Annotated in this window: 14 protein-coding genes; 4 read left to right on the top strand and 10 right to left on the bottom strand. The window is 66.0% G+C overall.

All coding sequences use genetic code 11. The annotated features are described in order from the left end of the window. Positions 1-4: 4 nt before the first annotated feature. A complete protein-coding gene (locus ACVMDN_RS27840; RefSeq protein ID WP_028334935.1) occupies positions 5-622 on the bottom strand; it encodes a LemA family protein in 618 nt (205 codons plus the stop codon). Between the two features lie 160 nt (positions 623-782). On the opposite strand from ACVMDN_RS27840, the gene ACVMDN_RS27845 reads away from it, so the two are divergent. The 3 genes from ACVMDN_RS27845 to ACVMDN_RS27855 are packed head-to-tail and all read left to right on the top strand — an operon-like array spanning position 783 to position 4001. Beyond that, entirely contained in the window at positions 783-1637 is an 855-nt protein-coding gene (locus tag ACVMDN_RS27845) for an enoyl-CoA hydratase (RefSeq protein WP_038386235.1), read from the top strand. 8 nt (positions 1638-1645) lie between these two features. Further along, complete coding sequence (locus tag ACVMDN_RS27850) at positions 1646-2791, top strand: acyl-CoA dehydrogenase family protein (protein WP_076830709.1); 1146 nt, start codon at positions 1646-1648, stop codon at positions 2789-2791. A 13-nt stretch (positions 2792-2804) separates the two neighbouring features. After that, positions 2805-4001 carry an acyl-CoA dehydrogenase family protein gene (locus ACVMDN_RS27855; RefSeq protein WP_141342655.1) on the top strand — a complete coding sequence of 399 codons (1197 nt, stop codon included), beginning with the start codon at positions 2805-2807 and terminating at the stop codon, positions 3999-4001. 140 nt (positions 4002-4141) lie between these two features. On the opposite strand, the gene ACVMDN_RS27860 is transcribed toward ACVMDN_RS27855, so the two are convergent. From ACVMDN_RS27860 to ACVMDN_RS27890, 7 genes are all read right to left on the bottom strand, one after another. After that, entirely contained in the window at positions 4142-6469 is a 2328-nt protein-coding gene (locus ACVMDN_RS27860) for a xanthine dehydrogenase family protein molybdopterin-binding subunit (protein WP_076830703.1), read from the bottom strand. Positions 6470-6629: 160 nt separating this feature from the next. Beyond that, the gene (locus ACVMDN_RS27865) at positions 6630-7718 is read right to left on the bottom strand and encodes a S1C family serine protease (RefSeq protein WP_076830790.1); all 1089 of its coding nucleotides are present in this window, start codon (positions 7716-7718) and stop codon (positions 6630-6632) included. A gap of 97 nt (positions 7719-7815) precedes the next feature. Further along, positions 7816-8691 (bottom strand): dihydrodipicolinate synthase family protein, encoded by an 876-nt coding sequence (locus ACVMDN_RS27870; protein WP_057019254.1) that lies wholly within the window; start codon positions 8689-8691, stop codon positions 7816-7818. Next, positions 8684-9640, bottom strand: a complete 957-nt coding sequence (locus ACVMDN_RS27875) for an NAD-dependent epimerase/dehydratase family protein (RefSeq protein ID WP_076830700.1) — start codon at positions 9638-9640, stop codon at positions 8684-8686. The genes ACVMDN_RS27870 and ACVMDN_RS27875 overlap by 8 nt, the downstream gene beginning before the upstream one ends. Positions 9641-9663: 23 nt before the next feature. Next, positions 9664-11304: a phosphoglucomutase (alpha-D-glucose-1,6-bisphosphate-dependent) gene (gene pgm / locus ACVMDN_RS27880; RefSeq protein WP_076830698.1), complete on the bottom strand. Its 1641-nt coding sequence runs from the start codon at positions 11302-11304 to the stop codon at positions 9664-9666. 230 nt (positions 11305-11534) lie between these two features. Continuing rightward, positions 11535-13187 (bottom strand): acetolactate synthase large subunit, encoded by a 1653-nt coding sequence (locus ACVMDN_RS27885; protein WP_076830695.1) that lies wholly within the window; start codon positions 13185-13187, stop codon positions 11535-11537. Between the two features lie 78 nt (positions 13188-13265). Beyond that, positions 13266-15932 carry a M1 family metallopeptidase gene (locus ACVMDN_RS27890; RefSeq protein ID WP_076830691.1) on the bottom strand — a complete coding sequence of 889 codons (2667 nt, stop codon included), beginning with the start codon at positions 15930-15932 and terminating at the stop codon, positions 13266-13268. A 250-nt stretch (positions 15933-16182) separates the two neighbouring features. Here ACVMDN_RS27890 and ACVMDN_RS27895 point away from each other — a divergent pair, with 250 nt between their 5' ends. Continuing rightward, positions 16183-17637: a GH1 family beta-glucosidase gene (locus tag ACVMDN_RS27895; RefSeq protein WP_456834827.1), complete on the top strand. Its 1455-nt coding sequence runs from the start codon at positions 16183-16185 to the stop codon at positions 17635-17637. Between the two features lies 1 nt (position 17638). Here the strand turns inward: ACVMDN_RS27895 and ACVMDN_RS27900 are convergent, their stop codons facing one another. Together ACVMDN_RS27900 and ACVMDN_RS27905 are read right to left on the bottom strand one after the other, a co-directional pair. Beyond that, entirely contained in the window at positions 17639-18706 is a 1068-nt protein-coding gene (locus tag ACVMDN_RS27900) for a maleylacetate reductase (RefSeq protein WP_076830686.1), read from the bottom strand. A 20-nt stretch (positions 18707-18726) separates the two neighbouring features. After that, entirely contained in the window at positions 18727-19707 is a 981-nt protein-coding gene (locus ACVMDN_RS27905; protein WP_076830683.1) for a helix-turn-helix domain-containing protein, read from the bottom strand. Between the last annotated feature and the right edge of the window lie 110 nt (positions 19708-19817).

A 19817-nucleotide genomic window follows, 5' to 3' on the forward strand; every position in this document is an offset into this window, starting at 1 on the left:
GGCGCTATTTCGACGGCGCGGGAGCCGGTGACGGATTATTGAAATCGACCTTCGGCGCGGTCGATATTTCCTTTTCATTGTCGACCGTGAAGTTGGGCTTCTCCTTGTAGCCGAACGCCATCGCTGTCAGATTGTTCGGGAAGGTGCGGATGCCGACGTTGTAGTCCTGCACTGCCTTGATGTAGCGATTGCGCGCCACCGTGATGCGGTTCTCGGTGCCCTCGAGCTGCGCCATCAGGTCGCGGAACAGCGCGTCCGATTTCAGCTGCGGATAGTTTTCGGTGACGACCAGCAGCCGCGACAGCGCGCTGGTCAGTTCGCCCTGCGCCTGCGTGAACTTCTGGAACGCGGCCGGGTCGTTGAGCACCTCCGGCGTTGCCTGGATGCTGCCGACCTTGGCGCGCGCGTTGGTGACGCCGAGCAGCACGTCCTTCTCCTGCTGCGCAAAGCCCTTCACGGAGTTGACCAGGTTGGGCACGAGATCGGCGCGCCGCTGGTACTGGTTCACCACCTCCGACCAGCTCGACTTGACCTGCTCGTCACTGGTCTGGATCGCGTTGTAGCCGCAGTTGGTCAGGCTCAATGTCGCCAGCGCTGCGAGCACGGTCCAAAGCTTGCGCATGAAGATGGTCCTCCCCGGGTGGATTCTGCGTCAGCGTAACAGATTTTCGCCGGATAATCCCGTGCGGCGGATTTCGCGGCTTCTTTTGCGGATGATGACGCTTGCCTATCCTTGCCCGCGCCGTTCATCATGGCGAAAAAATCGATCGCGGGAGGATCCATTGGCGTCTGAACAATTCGAGACGATTGTTGTCGAACGGCCCGAGCCCGCGATTGCGCGGATCGTGATGAACCGCCCCGAGGCCCGCAACGCCCAGAACCTGCAAATGACCTACGACCTCAACGCCGCCTTCGACCGAGCGGTGCAGGACGACGCGGTCAAGGTCATCATCCTCGCCGGCAACGGCCCGCATTTCTCGGCCGGTCACGATCTCAGGCCAGGGGCCAAGAACCAGGCCGGGGTCGATTTCCCGCCAGTCGGAAATTGGGGCGGCTTCGCCGAGCCGAACGCCCATGGCCGCTTCGCGCGCGAGCAGGAGATCTACCTGCAGATCACAAGGCGCTGGCGCAATCTGGCAAAGCCGACGATCGCCGAGGTGCACGGCAAGTGCATCGCCGGCGGACTGATGCTGGCCTGGGCCTGCGACCTGATCGTTGCCAGCAACGATGCCGAGTTCTGCGACCCCGTCGTGACGATGGGCGTCTGCGGCGTCGAGTGGTTCGTGCATCCCTGGGAGCTCGGCGCGCGCAAGGCCAAGGAGATGCTGTTCACCGCCGATGTCTGGAGTGCCGACGAGGCGCATCGCCTCGGCATGGTCAATCACGTGGTGCCGCGCGGCGATCTCTCGTCGTTCACGCTGGCGCTGGCACGGCGGATCGCCGCCAAGCCCGCCTTTGCGCTGAAGCTTTCCAAGGAGGCGGTGAACCGCTCGATCGACATCATGGGGCAGCCTGCCGCGATCGATCAGGCCTTCGCGCTGCATCAGCTCTGCCACGCCCACAACCTTCAGGAATTCGGCATGGTGGTGGACCCCGCGGGTCTGCATCCCTCCGTCAAGAAAACCGCCAACGTGTAGCAAGCCAGATGGACCTCACCCTCAGCGACGAGCAGCGCCTGCTGCGCGAAAGTGCCGACCGCTTCGTGGCGGAAACTTTTACCCCGGATCATCGCAAGAAAGCGGCGAACGATCCGCTGGGCTATTCGCCCGCGATCTGGAAACAGTTCGCCGAGCTCGGCTGGCTGGCGCTGCCGATCAGCGAAGCCCATGGCGGGCTCGGCGGCGGCGCGATCGAGGTCGGACTGTTGATGGAAGCGTTCGGCCGCGGGCTGGTGTCCGAGCCCTTCCTCTCCACGGTCGTGATCGGCGCCGCGCTGGTTGCCGAATGCGGCACCGAGACGCAGAAGCAGGCGATCCTGCCTGATGTTGCCGAGGGCAAGCTTACGCTCACCTTCGCGCATTCCGAGCGCGCCGCGCGCTTCGATCTCGCTCATGTCGACACCACGGCCAGCAAGACCGCCGACGGGTGGCGCCTGAACGGCAGCAAGATCGCCGTACTCGACGGCGCTTCAGCCGACCAGATCATCGTCTCGGCCCGTATCGCCAACGCCAATGGTGCATCCGGCAAGCTTGGCCTGTTCCTGGTGCCGGCGAAAACGCCCGGGCTCACGCTGCGCGACTACGCGCGGCTCGGCGGCGGGCGCGGCTGCAATCTCGATCTCAGGGATGTGCAATTGCCCGCCGATGCGCTGCTCGGCGACGGCAGCGATGCGCTACCCGCGATCGAAACCGTGGTCGACCGCGCGATGGCCGCGCTCGGCGCCGAGGCGGTCGGCATCATGCAGACGCTGCTCGACACCACGCTCGAATATACCAAGATCCGCAAGCAGTTCGGCCGGCCGCTATCGGCCAACCAGGTGATCCGCCATCGCCTCGCCGACGTGGCGATGCAGGTCGACGAGGCGCGCTCGATGGCGTTGCGCGCCGCGCTGATGGCCAATGCCGAGCCCGTGGCCCGCAGCCGTGCGGCGTCCGGCGCCAAAGCGAAGATCGGCAAATGCGCGCGCTTCGTCGCCGAACAGGCGGTGCAGCTGCACGGCGCGATGGGCGTCACCGAGGAGCTCGACATCGGCGCCTATTTCAAGCGGCTGCTCGCCTTCGATACGCTGTTCGGCAACAGCGCCCATCATTATCGCCGCCACGCCGCGCTCAGCGGCCGCGCCCACGCCTAACGGAGAGCGCACCATGGATCTCACCTTCAGTGCCGAGGAACGCGCTTTCGAGCAGGAAGTCCGCGATTTCATTGCCGGCAGCCTGACGCCGGAGATGAAGCGCGCCACCGCGCTGACGCCGTCGGTGTTCTCCGATCCCGACATCGGCATGGCCTGGCAGCGCGCGCTTCACAAGAAGGGCTGGGGTGCGCCGGGCTGGCCGGTGGAGCATGGCGGACCGGACTGGACACCGGCACAGCGCTGGATCTTCGAGGCCGAATGCGCGCGCGCCGGCGTGCCCAATGTCAACGTGATGGGCGTGAAGATGGTCGGCCCCGTCATCATCGGGTTCGGCTCGCCCGAGCAGCAGAACTTTTACCTCCCGCGAATTCTCTCCGGCGAGGATTACTGGTGCCAGGGCTATTCCGAGCCGGGCTCGGGCTCCGACCTCGCCTCGCTGAAGACCCGCGCGGTGCGCGACGGCGACGACTACATCATCAACGGCACCAAGATCTGGACCACGCATGCGCATCACGCCAACCGCATGTTCGCGCTGGTGCGCACCAATGACGGCGAGCGGCAGCAGGACGGCATCAGCTTCATCCTGATCGACATGAAGACGCCGGGCATCACCACGCGCCCGATCCTGACCATCGGCGGCGACCACGAGGTCAACCAGGTGTTCTTCGACGACGTCCGCGTGCCCGTCGCCAACCGCGTCGGCGAGGAAGGCAAGGGCTGGACCTACGGCAAGTATCTGCTCGAATTCGAGCGCGGCTCCGGCATCGCGTCGGCCAAGCTGCGCGAGGCGCTGAAGACGATCACCGATCTCGCTGACTCCGAGGTCACCGGCCGCGCCATCGAGGATCCCGATATTGCGATCCGGATGTCGGAGGTCGAGGTCGATATCGACGCGCTCGAGATGACCGAGCTCAGGGTGCTGTCGGCGCTGCAGACCGGGCAGAATCCGGGCGCGGTGTCGTCGCTGATCAAGCTCAGGGTCAGCGAGATCCGCCAGGCGGTGACGCGGCTCGGCGTCGACGTGATCGGCCAGGACGGGCTTGCCGTCGAGCCGGCGCGTCCGTTCTACCGGCTCAACCACGAGCCGGCGATCCCCGAAGAACTGCTGCCGGTGGTGCCGGAATATCTCAACGGCCGCGCCTATACGATCTTCGGCGGATCATCCGAGATCCAGCGCGACATCATCGCGAAGATGGTGTTGGGGTTATAGGGCACCGTCGTTCCGGGGCATCGCAGAGCGATGAACCTCAGGTGCGCAATTGCGCACCGGGGAACCTCGATGTTGTAGCGCGAGATTCCGGGTTCGCGCCAACGCGCGCCCCGGAATGACGGTGGAGGAGAAAGCGCGGCCTATGCCGCCCCCACCTTCGCGTCGCGGATCGCCTGCCAGATCTTCGACGGCGTCAGCGGCGTGTTCAGCTGGGTGATCCCGACCTCGCTCAGCGCATCCATCACGCCGTTGGTGATGCAGGGCGGCCCGCCGATCGCGCCGGACTCGCCGCAGCCCTTGGCGCCTAGCGGGTTGGTCTTGCACGGCGCGGAGCCATCGAGCGTCACCGTGATCGGCGGAATGTCGTCCGCGCGCGGGATGCAATAGTCCTGATAGCTCGCGGTCAGCAGCTGGCCTTCCTCGCTATAGGCCACGCCCTCGTAGAGTGCTTGGCCAATGCCCTGGACAACGCCGCCATGCACCTGCCCCGTCACCAGCATCGGATTGACGGCGACGCCGACGTCGTCGACCGTGGTGTAGCGCACCACCCGCGTGACGCCGGTCTCCGGATCGATCTCGACCTCGCAGATATGCGTGCCGTTCGGCCAGCTCGGCCCGTCGACATTGCCCTCGCTCTCGACCGAGAGCTTTGCGCCGTTTTCCTTCGCCGCGATCTCGAACAGGCTGATGCGCCTGTCGGTGCCGACCACGGTGAGGAAGCCGTCGCGATACTCGATGTCCTCAACGGAGGCTTCCAGCAAATTGGAGGCCTTGTCGCGCGCCTTGCTGATCATGTCGTTGGTGGAGACCGCAACCGCGGTGCCGCCGACGAACAGCGAACGCGAGCCGACGCTGCCGAAGCCCGTGGCGAGGTCCGTGTCGCCCTGGATCACGTCGATCTTGTCCATCGCGATGCCGAGCGTATCAGCGATCATCTGGGTGTAGGTGGTGGCGAGGCCCTGCCCCATCGCCATCGTGCCGGAGTGCAGGATGACGCGGCCTTCGGCGGTCGCGTGCAGCGAGACGTTCTCGGTGTGGGCGCGGCCGCCGGTCCATTCGATGTAGCTGGTGAGACCGCGGCCGTAGAGCAGGCCCTTCTTCTTCGCCGCCTTCTTGCGTGCGGCAAAGCCGTTCCAGTCGGCCAAATCAGACGCGCGCTCCAGCATGTGCGCGAAGGCACCGGAATCGTACACCTGCCCGACTGCATTGGTGTAGGGCAGCTGCGCCGGCTTGATGTAGTTGACCTTACGGATGGTGCGCGGGTCCATGCCGATCTGGCGCGCGGCGGCGTCGAACAGCCGCTCGACGATGAACACCGCCTCGGGCCTGCCGGCGCCGCGATAGGCGCCGACCGGCGCGGTGTGGGTCATCACCGACTTCACCTCGAAATGCACCAGCGGCAGGTCGTAGACGCCGGTCTGCACGAACGGGCCGAGCACCAGCGGAATGATGTTGGCGGTGCCCGACGAATAGGCCCCGGTGCCGCCGATCGAGCGCACCCGGTAGGCCAGCACGCGGCCCTTGGCATCGAGCGCGAACTCGCCGGTCGAGGTCAGGTCTCGGCCATGGGTGCCGCCGACGAACTCGTCGGTGCGGTCGCCGCGCCAGCGGATCTTCTCGTTCAGCTTGGTCGCGGCGTAGGCGACGATGCCGTCTTCCGGATACAGGCTGGTCTTCTGGCCGAAGCCGCCGCCGATGTCGCCGACCAGCACGCGCACGCTGTCCTTCGGCCGCTTCAGGATCGATTCCGCCAAGAGGTCGCGGGTCGAACCCGGAGTCTGCGACTGCACGTGCAGAATCAGCCGGCCGGTCTTCTTCTCGATCTCGGCAATGGTCGAGCGCGGCTCCATCGCCGACGGCACCAGGCGCTGGCTGACCAGGTCGAGCGACACCTTGTGCGCGGCGTTGGCGAAGGCTTCCTCGACCTTGGCGGCATCGCCATAGCTCATCGCGGCCACGATGTTGTCGGGCGCCTCCGGCCAGACCGCCGGCGCACCGGGCTTGATCGCCTCGACCGGATCAACCACCGAGGGCAGCACCTCGTAATCGATCTCGATCGCCTCGGCCGCGGTCTGCGCCAGCACCCGCGAGGTCGCGACCACAGCCGCGACGCCCTCGCCCGCGTAACGCACCACATCATGCGCCAGCAGGCGCCGTGGCGGCACGGTCATCGGCGAGCCGTCGGGCCGCTTGAAGATCGCAAGCGTCGGCAGCGTGCCGATATCGTCCTTGACGAGGTCGGCGCCGGTATAGACGGCCTTGACGCCCGGCATCTCCAGCGCCGCCCTGGCGTCGATCGCCTTGATGTTGGCGTGGGCGTGCGGCGAGCGCAGCACGTGCAGCCAGAGCGCGCCGTCCTGCGGCTTGTCGTCGATGAAATGCCCCTTCCCGGTGACCAGCCGCTGGTCTTCCAGACGCTTGACTGGCTGGCCCGCACCAAAACGCATATTGCCGGGAAGAATGTTCATCAGAGGGTCCTTCGAGCTTCCAAGAATTTCCAGAGAATTTGGCGGCGGTTTTAGCGGATTTTGGCGGCCTGACAACCACAGCGCCGGCCAGAGGACAGGCGTGTCGTCGCGCGGCGCGCGGAAGCACAATCCGGTGGCACGCGTCAGGCCAGTGACGACATCATTGCGCCCGGCCGATATCGACGATGGCGACCTCGACATCGCGCGCCGAGCCGTCGCGGTTCACGCTGAGCCGCACTTTCTTGCCGACCCCGATCTGCTCGAGCTGGTCGGCCAGATCGGAGAGCCGGTGCACCGGCTTGCCGTCGACCGCGGTGATCACGTCGCCGAGCTCACCGGTCGACATGTCGACCCCGCGTATCCCGGCGCGCTCGGCCGGCGACCCCGGTGTCGTGCGCACCACGATCAATCCTTCGGCACCGATACGCGTGGCGACCGCCTCATTCGCGGTCACGATGCCGATCCCCGGCGTCGGCACGCGGCCGTTGCGGATCAGCTCGGGCACCACGCGATTGACGATGTCGACCGGGATCGCAAAGCCGATGCCGGCATTCGAGCCCGACGGCGACAGGATCGCCGTGGTCACGCCGATCAGCCGGCCGGCGGAATCGAGCAACGGGCCGCCCGAATTGCCCGGATTGATCGCGGTGTCGGTCTGGATCACATTGGAGATCTCGCGCCCGCTCGAGGTCGGCAGCCGGCGCTTGAGCGCGCTGATGATGCCGCTGGACATCGATTGATCGAGCCCGAACGGGTTGCCGATCGCATAGGCAAACTGGCCGACCTTGAGATCGGCCGAGCTGCCGAGCGCCAGTGACGGCGGCAGCTTGCGCGCGCTGCGGATGCGCAGCACCGCCAGGTCGTAGTTCGGCGCCGTGCCGACGATTTCGGCGCGCACCGCTTCGCCGGAGGCAAAGCGGATCGCGACCTGGCTTGCGTTCTGCACCACGTGATTGTTGGTGACGACGTGGCCGTCATTGTCCCAAACAATGCCGGTGCCCGACGCCGCGCCGCCCTCCTGCTCCTCGCTCAGCGGATTGGCGGCGGTTTGCGTCACCACCTGCACGACCGACGGCGAGACCTTCTCGAAGATCTCGACATTGGCCTTTTCGGCATCCGACAGCGCGCCGCGCTCGGCGACCGCGCGGGCAGCCGGGCCGCTCCACGGCGCCTGACGGATGCTGCCGGCCGCGAATATCAGCAGAATGGCCGCGATCACGGCCAGTACAAGGACGGTACGCCGATTCATTGCTGTGCTCCACGCAACAAACGCGCTGACCAAGCGGAGGTTTCCGGCATGGCCAAGGCGGATTGCCCGGCATTTTGCCGCGCAGTCCCCGACGGCTTCAGGCCAGATCGCGCAACGCCGCCTCGACCACCTTGCGCTGCTCGGCCGTGAGCGGCGCCTGCGGCGGCACGGGATCGCCGACGTCGTAGCCCTGGCTCGCGAGCCCGGCCTTGATGCAGGCGGCGAGGTTGAAGCGGGCAAACGCCTCGTTGATGCGCCACAGCTTGCGCTGCAGGGCCATCGCCTCATCCCAGCGGGTGCGGCGGCACAGATTGTAGAGCTCGACGCTTTGCCGCGGGATGATGCAGGCCGGGCCCGCCATCCAGCCATGGCCGCCGATCAGCATCACCGCGGCCGGAATATGGGCGGAGGCCGAGAACACTTTCAGGCTGTCGCCGCAACGGTTCATGATCGACAGCAGCCGCCCGGTGTTGGTCGACGCGTCCTTGATGTAACCGATGCGCGGATGCCCGGCGAGCCGCGCGATGACGTCAAGCGTGAGGTCGGAGCGCTGGAAATTCGGATTGGTATAGATCACGACCGGAATGTCGACGGCGTCGGCGATGGCGCGGAAATAGGCTTCCACCTGCGCATCACCGACCGGAAAATACGCCTCCATGATCGCGAGAATGCCGGTCGCGCCGCGCTTCTGGTAGGCCTTGGCCTGCGCCACCGCATCCGCCGTCGAGGTCGAGGCGACGCCGGCGACCACCGGCACGCGGCCCTGCGCGGCCTCGATCGTGGTCGCCACCACCTGCATGCGCTGCGCATTGTTGAGGTAGGCGAATTCGCCGGTCGAGCCGAGCGGCGTCAGGCCGTGGACGCCGGCCTTGACCAGATCGTCGCAGAGCCGGCCCAGCACCTCGGTGCGGACATGGCCGGCAGGGTCGACCGGGGACACCAGGTACGGAAAGACGCCGTGGAAATCAGCCATTTGCGAGCCTCGTTGACGGCGAGACATAATCGGGATCGTGCGCAAAGGGAAGCGGCGCGCCGCTGCGCAAGGCGCCGAGCACCGCTGCGAAATCCGTGCCGGCGCGGAAGCCGAGCAGCCGTTCGGCCTTGCCGGCATCGTAGATCCGGCCGATCGATTTCGGCAGGCGCCAGCCACGCCGCGCGAACAGCGCCGGCGCATCGGGGAATGTGCGCGCGATGACCCCGGCCGCGTCCGTCTTCAGGTCGGCGACATCGCCACGCTTGAACGGCGTCGGCGCGCTGATCACAAAGACCTCGAAGCCGCGGATCTTGTCGAGCGCCACGACATGGGCATCGGCGGCGTCCTCGACCGTGAGGCGGCGGTACAGCAGCTCGGTCGCCTTCATGTTCTCGCCATGGATGTCACGGATGGTGTCGTCATCCTCCGGGAAGAAGCGGCTGGTGCGCAGCACCGCGCAGTTCAGCCCGTGCTCGCGGCTATACAGGCGGCACAGCCCTTCAGCGGCGAGTTTTGTCACGCCGTAGATGTTGCGCGGCTCAAGCGGTCCTGTCGTCTCGTCGAGCCACACCGCAGCATGGCCTTCCTCGTCGCGGATCGCCTGCGAAATCATCAGCGAGGTCGTCGAGGTGAAGACGAAACGGTCGTGGCCGGCAGCCACTGCTGCCTGCAGCAAATTGAGCGTGCCTGTGACGTTGACGTCGACAAAGGCCTGCGGCGCGAACCGCGCGATGTCGGGCTTGTGCAGCGCGCCGCCATGGATCACGGCCTCGATGCCGTAATCCGCGAACACACGCTCGACCACCGATCGTTCGGCTACCGAGCCTGTGACATCGGTCGCCTCGCCCGGGACGACGTCGAGACCGACCACATCATGGCCGGCCTGTCGAAGCCGCGGCGCGAGGAAACGGCCGAGCCAGCCGGAGGAGCCGGTCAACAATATTCGCATGAATTCTGCCCGGCCCGCGCCTTTCAGAACACCTTGGCGATCGCGGCCTGCGCATCGCCCTGGATCTGCTTCAGATGATCCGGCCCGCGGAAGCTCTCGGCGTAGATCTTGTAGACATCCTCGGTGCCGGAGGGACGCGCGGCGAACCAGCCCGCCTCGCTCTCGACCTTGATGCCGCCGAACGGCTGGTCGTTGCCCGGCGCCTTGGTCCTGACCGCGCGCACGGCATCGCCGGCGAGCTGCGTCATGTTGAGCTGCTCGGGCCCGAGCGCCTTCAGCGCGTTCTTCTGCTTCGGCGTCGCCGCCACATCGATGCGCTCGTAATAGGGAACGCCGAGTTCGGCGGTCAGCTCGCCGAACAATTCGCTCGGATCGCGGCCGGTCCTGGCGATGATCTCGGCTGCCAAGAGGCCGAGGATGATGCCGTCCTTGTCGGTGGTCCACACCGAGCCGTCGCGCTTCAGGAACGAAGCGCCCGCGCTCTCCTCGCCGGCAAAGCCGAAGCCGCCGCTGCCGAGCCCGTCGACGAACCATTTGAAGCCGACCGGCGTCTCGACCAGCTTGCGGCCCAGCTTCTTCGCCACGCGATCGATGATCGAGCTCGACACGATGGTCTTGCCGATCGCGGCGTCCTTGCTCCATTGCGGCCGGTGCGCGAACAGATAGGCGATCGCGGTGGCAAGGAAGTGGTTCGGGTTCATCAGCCCGTTCGAGCGGGTCACGATGCCGTGGCGGTCGGCGTCGGTGTCGTTGGCGAAAGCGACGTCGAAACGGTCGCGCATCCCGATCAGGCTCGCCATCGCATAAGGCGACGAGCAGTCCATCCGGATCTTGCCGTCCCAGTCCGCGGTCATGAAGCGGAAGGTCGGATCGACCGCCTCGTTGACGACTGACGCGTTGATGCCATAGCGCGCGATGATCGGCTGCCAGTAGTGCACCGCCGCGCCGCCGAGCGGGTCGATGCCGATCTTGACGCCGGCAGACTTGATCAGCGCGAGATCGACGGTGTTGCCGAGATCGGCGACATAGGGCGTGATATAATCGTGCAGATGCGTGGTCGCCGCCTTGCGCGCGCGATCATAGGACAGCCGCGCGACGCCCTTGAGGCCGGCCTCGATGTAGCGGTTGGCGTTCTTCTCGACCACGGCGGTGACGTCGGTGTCGGCCGGACCACCATGCGGTGGATTGTACTTGTAGCCGCCGTCCTCCGGCGGGTTGTGTGACGGCGTGATGACGACGCCGTCGGCGAGGCCCGCGCTACGGCCCTTGTTGTAGCTCAGAATCGCATGCGAGATCACCGGCGTCGGGGTGTAGCCGCCCTGCGCGTCGATCATGATCTCGACGCCGTTGGCCGCGAACACCTCGACCGCGCTGGCCAGCGCCGGCTCAGCCAGCGCATGGGTGTCGATGCCGATGAACAGCGGCCCGGTGAGACCCTTCTCGCGCCGGTAATCGCAGATCGCCTGCGTGGTGGCGAGGATATGGTCCTCGTTGAAGGAATTCTTCAGCGACGAGCCGCGATGGCCCGAGGTGCCGAACGCAACCCGCTGGGCGGGATCGCCGGCGTCGGGCTTGCCGGCAAAATAGGCCGTGACCAGCCGCGGCACATTGGCGAGCGCGGCGGGATCGATGGGTTTGCCGGCGGCAGGATTTGGTGCAGTCACGTGACCTCTCAGATCTGGTATCGCCGACCATCTGCGCAATGGTGATGCAGTGGCGTGCTACCATGGCGGCTTACGTTCAATCAAGCCGAGGGCTTTTCGTTCCTTGCCCACCGCAGCAATGCTTCAGCGTCTTGTTTGAGCATGATCTCCGCGCAAACGCTTTGCGTTTGTCGCGAGGAAAGCCGCTTCGCACTTTGCGCTAACGCGGCCCTTCGGGTCCGGATCATGCTCTACGACACATCGATCTGCTGCACCTTCTCGCGCAATTCGTCGACCAGCACCCGCTTGTTCTCGGTATAGTCGATCGGCACCACGACAAGATGCACGCCGCCGCCGGAAAACGCCCGTTCCAGGGTCGGAACGATCGCATCCGTGCTCGCGATCCGCGAACCCTTGGCGCCGTAGCTTTCGGCGTATTTGACGAAATCCGGGTTGCCGAAGGTCAGGCCGAAATCCGGGAAATTGTCGACCGCCTGCTTCCAACGGATCATGCCGTAGGCGGAATCCTCCAGGATCAGGATCACCAGATTGAGCTTGAGGCGGACGGCGGTCTCGAGCTCCTGCGAGTTCATCATGAAGCCGCCATCGCCACAGACCGAGAGCACGCGGTTGTTCGGATACAGCATCGCCGCCATCATCGCCGACGGCAGGCCGGCGCCCATGGTCGCGAGCGCGTTGTCGAGCAGCAGCGAGTTCGCGAGCAGCGTGCGGTAATTGCGCGCGAACCAGATCTTGTACATGCCGTTGTCGAGCGCGACGATGCCGTCCTCGGGAATGACCTGCCGCACATCGTGCACGATGCGCTGCGGCGTCGGCGGCCAGCGGCCCTCGGTGGCGCGATCGGTGATTTTGGCCAGAATGCTTTGGCGCAGGCTGAGCAGCGCGCTGGCATGCGGCAGCTTCCCCTCGACCCGATCGGCCAGCAATTCGAGGCTCGGACCGACATCGCCGATCACCTCGCATTGCGGGAAATAGACCTGCTCGACCGTTGCCGGCATGTAGCTGACATGGATCACCTGCGGTCCCTTCGGGCCCATGATGAAGGGCGGCTTCTCGACCGTGTCGTGACCGATCGCGATGATGAGGTCAGCGCGGTCGATCGCCTCGTGCACGTAGTCGCGCTCGCTCAGCGCGGCGGTCCCCATATACTGATTGGTGCCGCCGGACACGGTGCCCTTGCCCATCTGCGTGGTAATGAACGGGATTTTCGTGCGCCGCACGAAATCGCCGATCCCGGCAGTCGAACGCGGACGCGATGCCGCAGCACCAAGCATGATCAGCGGGCGCTGCGCCTTCAGGATCATGTCGGCGGCGCGATCGAGCGCAGCCGCGTGCGCGATCGGAATCTCGATCGGATGCGGCGGTATCATTTCGACCGGCGCAGTCTCCTCGCCTGCGATATCTTCCGGCAGTTCGAGCAGCACCGGCCCCGGCCGTTCCTGCGTCGCAATTCGGAAGGCGTCGCGAACCAGCGTCGGAATGGTCGCGCCGCTGACGATCTGCAGCGACAGCTTGGTCAGCGGACGGAACGTGTTGACGATGTCGACGATCTGGAACTTGGCCTGCCGGCTGCTCAGGATGCCCTTCTGGCCGGTCAGCATCACCATCGGCATCGCGCCGAGCAGCGCATAGGCGGCGCCTGTCGTGAGGTTGAGCGCGCCGGGGCCAAGCGTCGTCATGCAGACGCCGGGCCTTCCGGTCAGCCGGCCATAGGTCGCCGCCATGAACGCCGCGGCCTGCTCGTGGCGGGTCACGATCAGTTTGATCGAGGATTTGCGCAGGCTCTCGACCACGTCGAGGTTCTCCTCGCCGGGGACGCCGAATACCCGCTCCACGCCCTCATTCTCGAGGGCCGCGACCAGCAAATCGGAACCTTTGACCATCTCAGCCTCGCATCGTTGATTGCATGCCGCGCACGGAGCATAGCCGCATCGCGCGCCGCCGGAAACTGCTTCGCGATCTCACGGTTTGCGCGCCCTGATCCAGCCGTCGGCGGCGGGCAGCACGCGCGCGGCGAGATCGGCCGAGATCGCGATCGCCTGCACGGATCGCGCCACCATCACCCGTCCGCCGGTGGTCGATTGCGACGGAGCAAACGCGGCCAGTTCCGCCGCATGGTCCTCATCGGTAAAATTGGTCATGAAGTTCGGCACGAACTGGTCGCGGAAGTTCGGCCCCTGCCTTGCCAGCAACGTATCGAAATTAGTCCGGACGAAGTCCCAGGCGAGCTGCGGCTGCTCGCCTGAAGACGCAACCGCGTTGATCATCCCCGTCACGATCGTGTCGGGCAATTCGTTGGTCAGCGTCAACGCCAGCGTCGCCCGCGCCAATTCGGCATCGCGGGCGCTTGCCGCCGCGAGATAATAGCGCAGCCGTTCATTGGTCGCCGTGCTGTTGCGCGCTAGCGCCAGCAGCTGGCCGTAGGTCGCCCGATCGGCGGTCACACCGACAACATGCGTGACGGCATCGCGCAATGCGGTCGGAAGCGAATTGGGATCATCGACGAATCCCGCAAAGCGCCGCTTCGCTTCCGCCACAATAGCTGCATCCCCGAGATCGCCAAGCGTCGAGATCAGGCTTGCACGCAACAACGCAGTGTCATCGTCGCCTGAACCGGCGCCGTCCCATCCGACCCGATCGAACACCGGGCGCAGCTTGGCGCGGGCATAGGCCTGGATCACCGGCCGCTCGGTGCGGCCGCGCGACAGCCGGTTCAGCGCCGCGAATGTCGAGATCACCTGGTCCCACACCGCGCGTTGGTCACCGGCATCGAGCGCATCGAGCAGCGCGAGATAGGACGGCGCCTCCGCGCGGCCCGCCTGCACCAGCGCCCAGCTGTCGGTGACGACATTGAGACGGTCCGTGACCTGCATTTGCGGGAATGCGTTCAGCAACGCCGCACGGTTCTTCGGGCCGTACTCGACTCTGAAGTAGCCGACGTCGCCGAGGTTGACCTTGATCGCATCGCCGCAGGCGCCGGCCGTGATATTGGTGCTCCCCTTCAACAATATCTCGTCGAACGGTTTGCCATGCGCCGGTCCGACCGCAACGGGGATCTGCCAGTTGCGGGCCGGCAGCGGCGGATTGTTGGCCGGCGCGATCACGAAGCGATCCTGCCGCAGGGTCAGACGTTGCGCCATGCCATCGCAGGCCGCCTCGGCCACGACCAGCGGCACGCCGTCCTGCTCGGTGAACGAGGCGGCGATACCGGTGATGGTCTTGCCGCCGCTACTCTCGAGCGCCTGCCAGAGATCAGCTGTTGTCGCGTTGCTGTAGGCATGCGCAGCCATGTATTTGCGGATGCCGTCGCGGAACGCCGGTTCGCCGAGATAGGTCTCGAGCATGCGGATCAACGCCTGCCCCTTGCCGTAGGTGATGGCGTCGAACGCCGTCACCGCTTCGCTGTGATCGGCAATCGGCTGCTGCACGGGATGCGAGGTGCGCCGCGCATCGAGCGCCATGGCGAACTGCTTCGCGCCGTAGCCGTTCAGCCAGCCCTGCCACTCTGGATAGAACTGCTCCGACGCCTTGGTTGCCATCCAGCTGGCAAAGCCCTCGTTGAGCCAGAGATTGTCCCACCACGCCATGGTGACGAGATCGCCGAACCACATATGCGCCATCTCGTGCGCGATGATGGCGAAGATGCCACGCCGCGCGGTCTCGGCGGACGTCGCGGGATCGAACAGCAGCCGGCTCTCGAAGAAGGTGATGCCGCCCCAATTCTCCATCGCGCCGCCGAACCCGCCCGGAACTGCGATCAGGTCCAGCTTCGGCAGCGGATATTTGACGCCGAAATAGTCGTTGTAATAGGCGAGCAGCTTCACCGCGCTGTCGAGCGCGAACCGGCCCTGCCCGCCCTTGCCCTCCGTCGTCACCACGCCGACCGTGACGCCGCCGGCATCCGCTGTGACGCGCTCGAGCTCGCCAACCGTGAGCACGAACAGATAGCTCGACATCTTCGGCGTCGGCGCGAACGCAACCTTTTTGAGATCGCCGGCGACCGGCTCTTCGCTGGTCACGGGCATGTTGCCGACCGCGAGCAGATTGCGCGGAATGACGACGGTCAGCGCGAAGCTCGGCTTGAACGACGGCTCGTCCCAGCACGGGAAGATCCGCCTCGCATCGGCCGGCTCCAGCTTGCTGGAGATCATCCGCTTGATCCCGGTCCTGGTCGGGTAGTCGACCGAGAACAGGCCGGTGCCGAATTTGTTGATCTGCGCCGTGAAGGCGATACGCAGCTTGTGGCGGCCGGCCGCAAGCGGCCTGGCGAAGGTCAGCGTTGCGGTCTGCGCGGCGGCGTCGGTCGCGACCTCCGCGTGCTGCGCGCCGTCATCGATCGTGACCTCTGCGAATGTCGTGTTGACCGCGTTCAGCGTCAGCTGCGCGGTCGCCTCGCGTACCTCGATGTCGACGGTCTCGACGCCCGGCAGAGCGAGGCCCGTGATATCAGGCGTCAGCTCGATCGCGTAATGCAACGGGACGACCGTCTTCGGCAGCTTTCCGGGCGTGCGGTCGAACGAAAATGTCTGCTCGGCATGCGCGCTTGCGGCCATCGCCAAAGCCAAGCCGATCGCAGTGGCAAGACAACGCAGCAGCGCCGTTCGGACATGGGTTGCAGGCTTGTTCATCGCGCGCAGCTCACGGGAATCTCGGGGATATTCGGATGTCATTGCGGAATGACGTAGCAGGCAATCTAGTAGAGAAAATGTCGCCACAAAACTGACAACTCCGCGACATTGACATCACAATGGTTCGCATTGATTGGTGCGCCGTTCGCCACGGCGCTTTGGCCCACCGACCCTTGTTGCTCAACGGCGGGATGGAAGGTTAACCTACGGCCCGCATTCCAGCCGCAACGTTCGGCGACGGGAGACAGCAATGTTCGGAAAGTTCTCGCGCCGGCAGTTTGCGGGCCTTGCAGGCCTCTCGGCGCTCGGTTTGACCGGCCCTGCCGAGGCTGCAAACCGCGCGTCGCGGCCGGACGGCACGAACTTTCCCACGGGCTTCGTCTGGGGCACCGCAACCTCGTCCTACCAGGTCGAGGGCGCGGTCAATGAGGACGGCCGCGGCCCATCGATCTGGGACACTTTCACCCACACATCGGGCAAGATCGAGGACGGCTCGACCGGCGACCGCGCCAACGACCACTATCACCGCTACAAGGAGGACGTTCGCCTCATCAAGGATCTCGGCGCCAAGGCGTATCGGTTTTCGATCGCCTGGCCTCGGGTATTTCCCGACGGCACCGGCACGCCGAACCCGAAGGGCCTCGACTTCTACAACCGTCTGGTCGACGAGCTGCTGGCGAACGGCATCGAGCCCTACGCCACGCTCTATCACTGGGACCTGCCGCAGGCGTTGCAGGACCGCGTCGGCGGCTGGCGCTCCCGCGACACCTCGAAGGCGTTCGGCGACTATGCCGGCTATGTGGCGCAGCGACTGACCGACCGCGTGAAGAACGTCTTCACCCTCAACGAGGTCGGACGTTTTCTCCCCTTCGGCTATGCGCTCGGCGTCGACGCCCCGGGGCTGAAGCTGCCGGCGGGCGAGGTGAACCAGGCGCGCCATCATGTGGCGCTTGCGCATGGCCTTGCAGTGCAGGCGATCCGCGCCAAAGGCCGTGCCGGCACGCGGGTCGGGCCGGCCGAGAACATCACCGCCTGCGTGCCCGCCTTCAACACGCCGGAGAACATCCGCGCCACCGAGACCGCGACCCGCGTGCTCAATGCAGGTTTTCTCGGTGTCGTCCTCGAAGGCAGGTACACCGAGGGATTCCTGCAATATGCCGGCGCGGACGCGCCCAAATTCACCGCGGATGAGCTGAAGATCATCTCGCAGCCCAATGATTTCGTCGGGCTGAACATCTACGCGCCGCAATGCTACATCCTTGCCACCGAGCATGCCCCCGGCTGGAAGCCGCTGCCGATGCCGGCTTCCTTCCCGCACATGAGCTCGGAATGGCTGCGGATCGCGCCGGAGACGATCTATTGGGCGCCGCGGATCGCCGCCAAGCTGTGGAACATCAAGAGCATCTATATCAGCGAGAACGGCACGTCCGGTGAGGACAAGGTGCATCCGGACGGGCAGATCTACGATCTCGACCGCATCATGTTCCTGCGCAACTATCTCGCCCAATTGCAGCGCGCGACCGCCGACGGGGTCCCGGTCCACGGCTATTTCCTGTGGAGCCTGATGGACAATTTCGAATGGATCTTCGGCTACGAGAAGCGCTTTGGCCTCTACCGGGTGGATTTCGAGACCCAGGCCCGGGTGCCGAAATTGAGCGCGGCGTTCTATCGCGACGTGATCGCGCGCAACGCGATCGGCGTCTGATCTATCCGGCCTGCGGGCGCGCGCCGGACCACGCGCGCTTCAGCAGGTCGCGGATGCCGCTCTCCTCGATCGGCCGCGGATTCCAGTAAGGATTTTTGGTGGCGAGCGCGGCCGCCTTTGCGATGCCGTCCTCGGGCATGCCGATCTCGGCGAGCGAGCGCGGCGCGCCGAGCCTTGCCGACAGATCGAACAGGCCATCGGCGGCGCTGGCCGCCCCAAGCGCGTTCGCGGCACGGCCGATCGCCTCGCGTGCGGCCGGCGTGTTGTAGGCGATGGTATGCGGCAGCAGCACCGCATGGGTCTCGGCATGCGGCAGGTCGAACAGCGCGCCGACGGTGTGGCAGAGCTTGTGATGCAGCGCCATGCCGACGGTGCCGAGACAGACGGCGGACAGCCAGGCACCATAGAGCGCGTCCGCGCGTGCCTCGAGATCGCGCGGACGCGCAATCACGTTGGGCAGCGACGAGGCAAGCTTCGCAATCGCCTCTTCCGCCATCAGCCAGGTGATCGGGTTGCCGTCCCGCGCGTACAGCGCCTCGGCCGCGTGCGCGATCGCGTTGAGGCCGGAGATCGCGGAGAATTTTGCCGGCATCGAGATCGTCAGGTTGACGTCGTAGATCACGGTCTCGGGCAGGATCTTGGGCGATGATTGCGTGGTCTTGACGCCGTCGACGGTCTCGCCGAGCACCGGCGTCATCTCGGAGCCGGCATAACTGGTCGGCACGATCAGTTGCGGCAGGTCAGTGCGCAGCGCAATCGCCTTGCTGAGGCCGGTCGCGGCACCGGCGCCGATCGCAACCACGCCGTCCGGCTTGAGCTCGCGGACGATCTCCATCGCATGTTCGGTCACCGCGACCGGCGTGTGCACCACTGCACCGTCGAACAATCCGGCCACACGGCCGCCGGTCAGGTCAGCAAGATCGCCGAGCTCGGCCTGCTGCCGCCGGCTCGCCAGCACCAGCGCGCGATTGATGCCGAGCCGGTCGAGCTCGTCCGCCAGCTGCGCGACGGTGCCGACCCCAAACACGACCCGCATCGGGCTGACCTGGTAGGTGAACGGCTGCGTCATGGCGATTTCCGAAGCGTTGGTCAGCCGCGGCGCCAGTCGCGCGGCGTGCAGCCGAAGCGGTGCCTGAAGCGCCGCGTGAAATGCGACAGGTCGGAGAAGCCCCAGTCGAACGCGATGTCGCCGATCGCGCGCCCGGCGAGCGCGGGATCCCTCAGATCGCGCGCGGCGCCGTCGAGACGGCGGTCCATCACATGGCTGGCGAATGTCGTGCCGGCGCGCTCGAACAGTTTGTGGACATAGCGCTCGCTGATGCCGATCGCAGCCGCAATGGCGGCAACGCCGAGGCCGGGCTCGCGCAGCCTGCGGTCCACGGCACGGCGCAGCGCAAGCCAGGTCGCATCGGCAAGGCTTGCGCTCTCCCCGACGCCTGCGCGACCACTGCGCGACAGGCTGAGCGCGACCAGATCGAGCAGCACGCCAAACAGCCGCGCGTTGTCCGCATCCGAAGCACGGAGGGCGGATGTGTTCAGAACCTGCGCCGTCTCGGCGATGAGATGGCCGACGAAGGGATCATCCGAAACCCGCGCCGGCGCGACCTCGGGCGCCGACGGCAGCCGTTCATCGAGCGCCTCGGCCGGCACCCAGAACGAGGCGACCTGCAGCGCCGGGCCGCGGTCGTGCAGCAGCGCGAAGCGCTGGCCGCTGTCGAAGATTCCGACCTGCCCCGGCGACAGGCTGATCTCGCGTCCCGCCTGCTGGATGCGGCAGCGGCCGGCAAGCTTCAGATTGAGGTAGTAGCAGCGCCGGCTGGACGCGGCGATGTCGGCAGCGGAGCGCCGCACGACATGCTCCGGGAAGCTGACCCGGTTGACCGCGCCATCCCCGAGCCCAACGGTCTCGACGCGGGCGAGGAAGCCCGGCGTCGCCGGCGGCTCCGGCGTCAGGTTCATGAAGGCCTGGCAGATCGCCTCGCGGTAATACGCGAACTGCTCGCCGGGCCTCGTGTCCGCGGTATTCCAGCTCAGCCTGCGCGAGCGATCCGCGGCGGCGATTTGCTGCATCAGTTCACTCCGAGCCCAGTCCGGTTCGCTCACAGCCAAGCGCGTTCCGCGGGTCCAGGTCAATATCCAGGTCAATATCCATCAGGAAGCGGATGAAACCTGCGCGTATC

The sequence above is a fragment of the Bradyrhizobium sp. USDA 4510 genome (genome assembly GCF_054059095.1).

Excerpts from the sequence above, each read along its gene's own strand:
- ACVMDN_RS27840 (WP_028334935.1), bottom strand. The coding sequence starts at position 622 with ATGCGCAAGCTTTGGACCGTGCTCGCAGCGCTGGCGACATTGAGCCTG.
- ACVMDN_RS27850 (WP_076830709.1), top strand. The coding sequence starts at position 1,646 with ATGGACCTCACCCTCAGCGACGAGCAGCGCCTGCTGCGCGAAAGTGCC.
- ACVMDN_RS27855 (WP_141342655.1), top strand. The coding sequence starts at position 2,805 with ATGGATCTCACCTTCAGTGCCGAGGAACGCGCTTTCGAGCAGGAAGTC.
- ACVMDN_RS27860 (WP_076830703.1), bottom strand. The coding sequence starts at position 6,469 with ATGAACATTCTTCCCGGCAATATGCGTTTTGGTGCGGGCCAGCCAGTC.
- ACVMDN_RS27865 (WP_076830790.1), bottom strand. The coding sequence starts at position 7,718 with ATGAATCGGCGTACCGTCCTTGTACTGGCCGTGATCGCGGCCATTCTG.
- ACVMDN_RS27870 (WP_057019254.1), bottom strand. The coding sequence starts at position 8,691 with ATGGCTGATTTCCACGGCGTCTTTCCGTACCTGGTGTCCCCGGTCGAC.
- ACVMDN_RS27875 (WP_076830700.1), bottom strand. The coding sequence starts at position 9,640 with ATGCGAATATTGTTGACCGGCTCCTCCGGCTGGCTCGGCCGTTTCCTC.
- ACVMDN_RS27885 (WP_076830695.1), bottom strand. The coding sequence starts at position 13,187 with ATGGTCAAAGGTTCCGATTTGCTGGTCGCGGCCCTCGAGAATGAGGGC.
- ACVMDN_RS27890 (WP_076830691.1), bottom strand. The coding sequence starts at position 15,932 with ATGAACAAGCCTGCAACCCATGTCCGAACGGCGCTGCTGCGTTGTCTT.
- ACVMDN_RS27895 (WP_456834827.1), top strand. The coding sequence starts at position 16,183 with ATGTTCGGAAAGTTCTCGCGCCGGCAGTTTGCGGGCCTTGCAGGCCTC.
- ACVMDN_RS27900 (WP_076830686.1), bottom strand. The coding sequence starts at position 18,706 with ATGACGCAGCCGTTCACCTACCAGGTCAGCCCGATGCGGGTCGTGTTT.
- ACVMDN_RS27905 (WP_076830683.1), bottom strand. The coding sequence starts at position 19,707 with ATGCAGCAAATCGCCGCCGCGGATCGCTCGCGCAGGCTGAGCTGGAAT.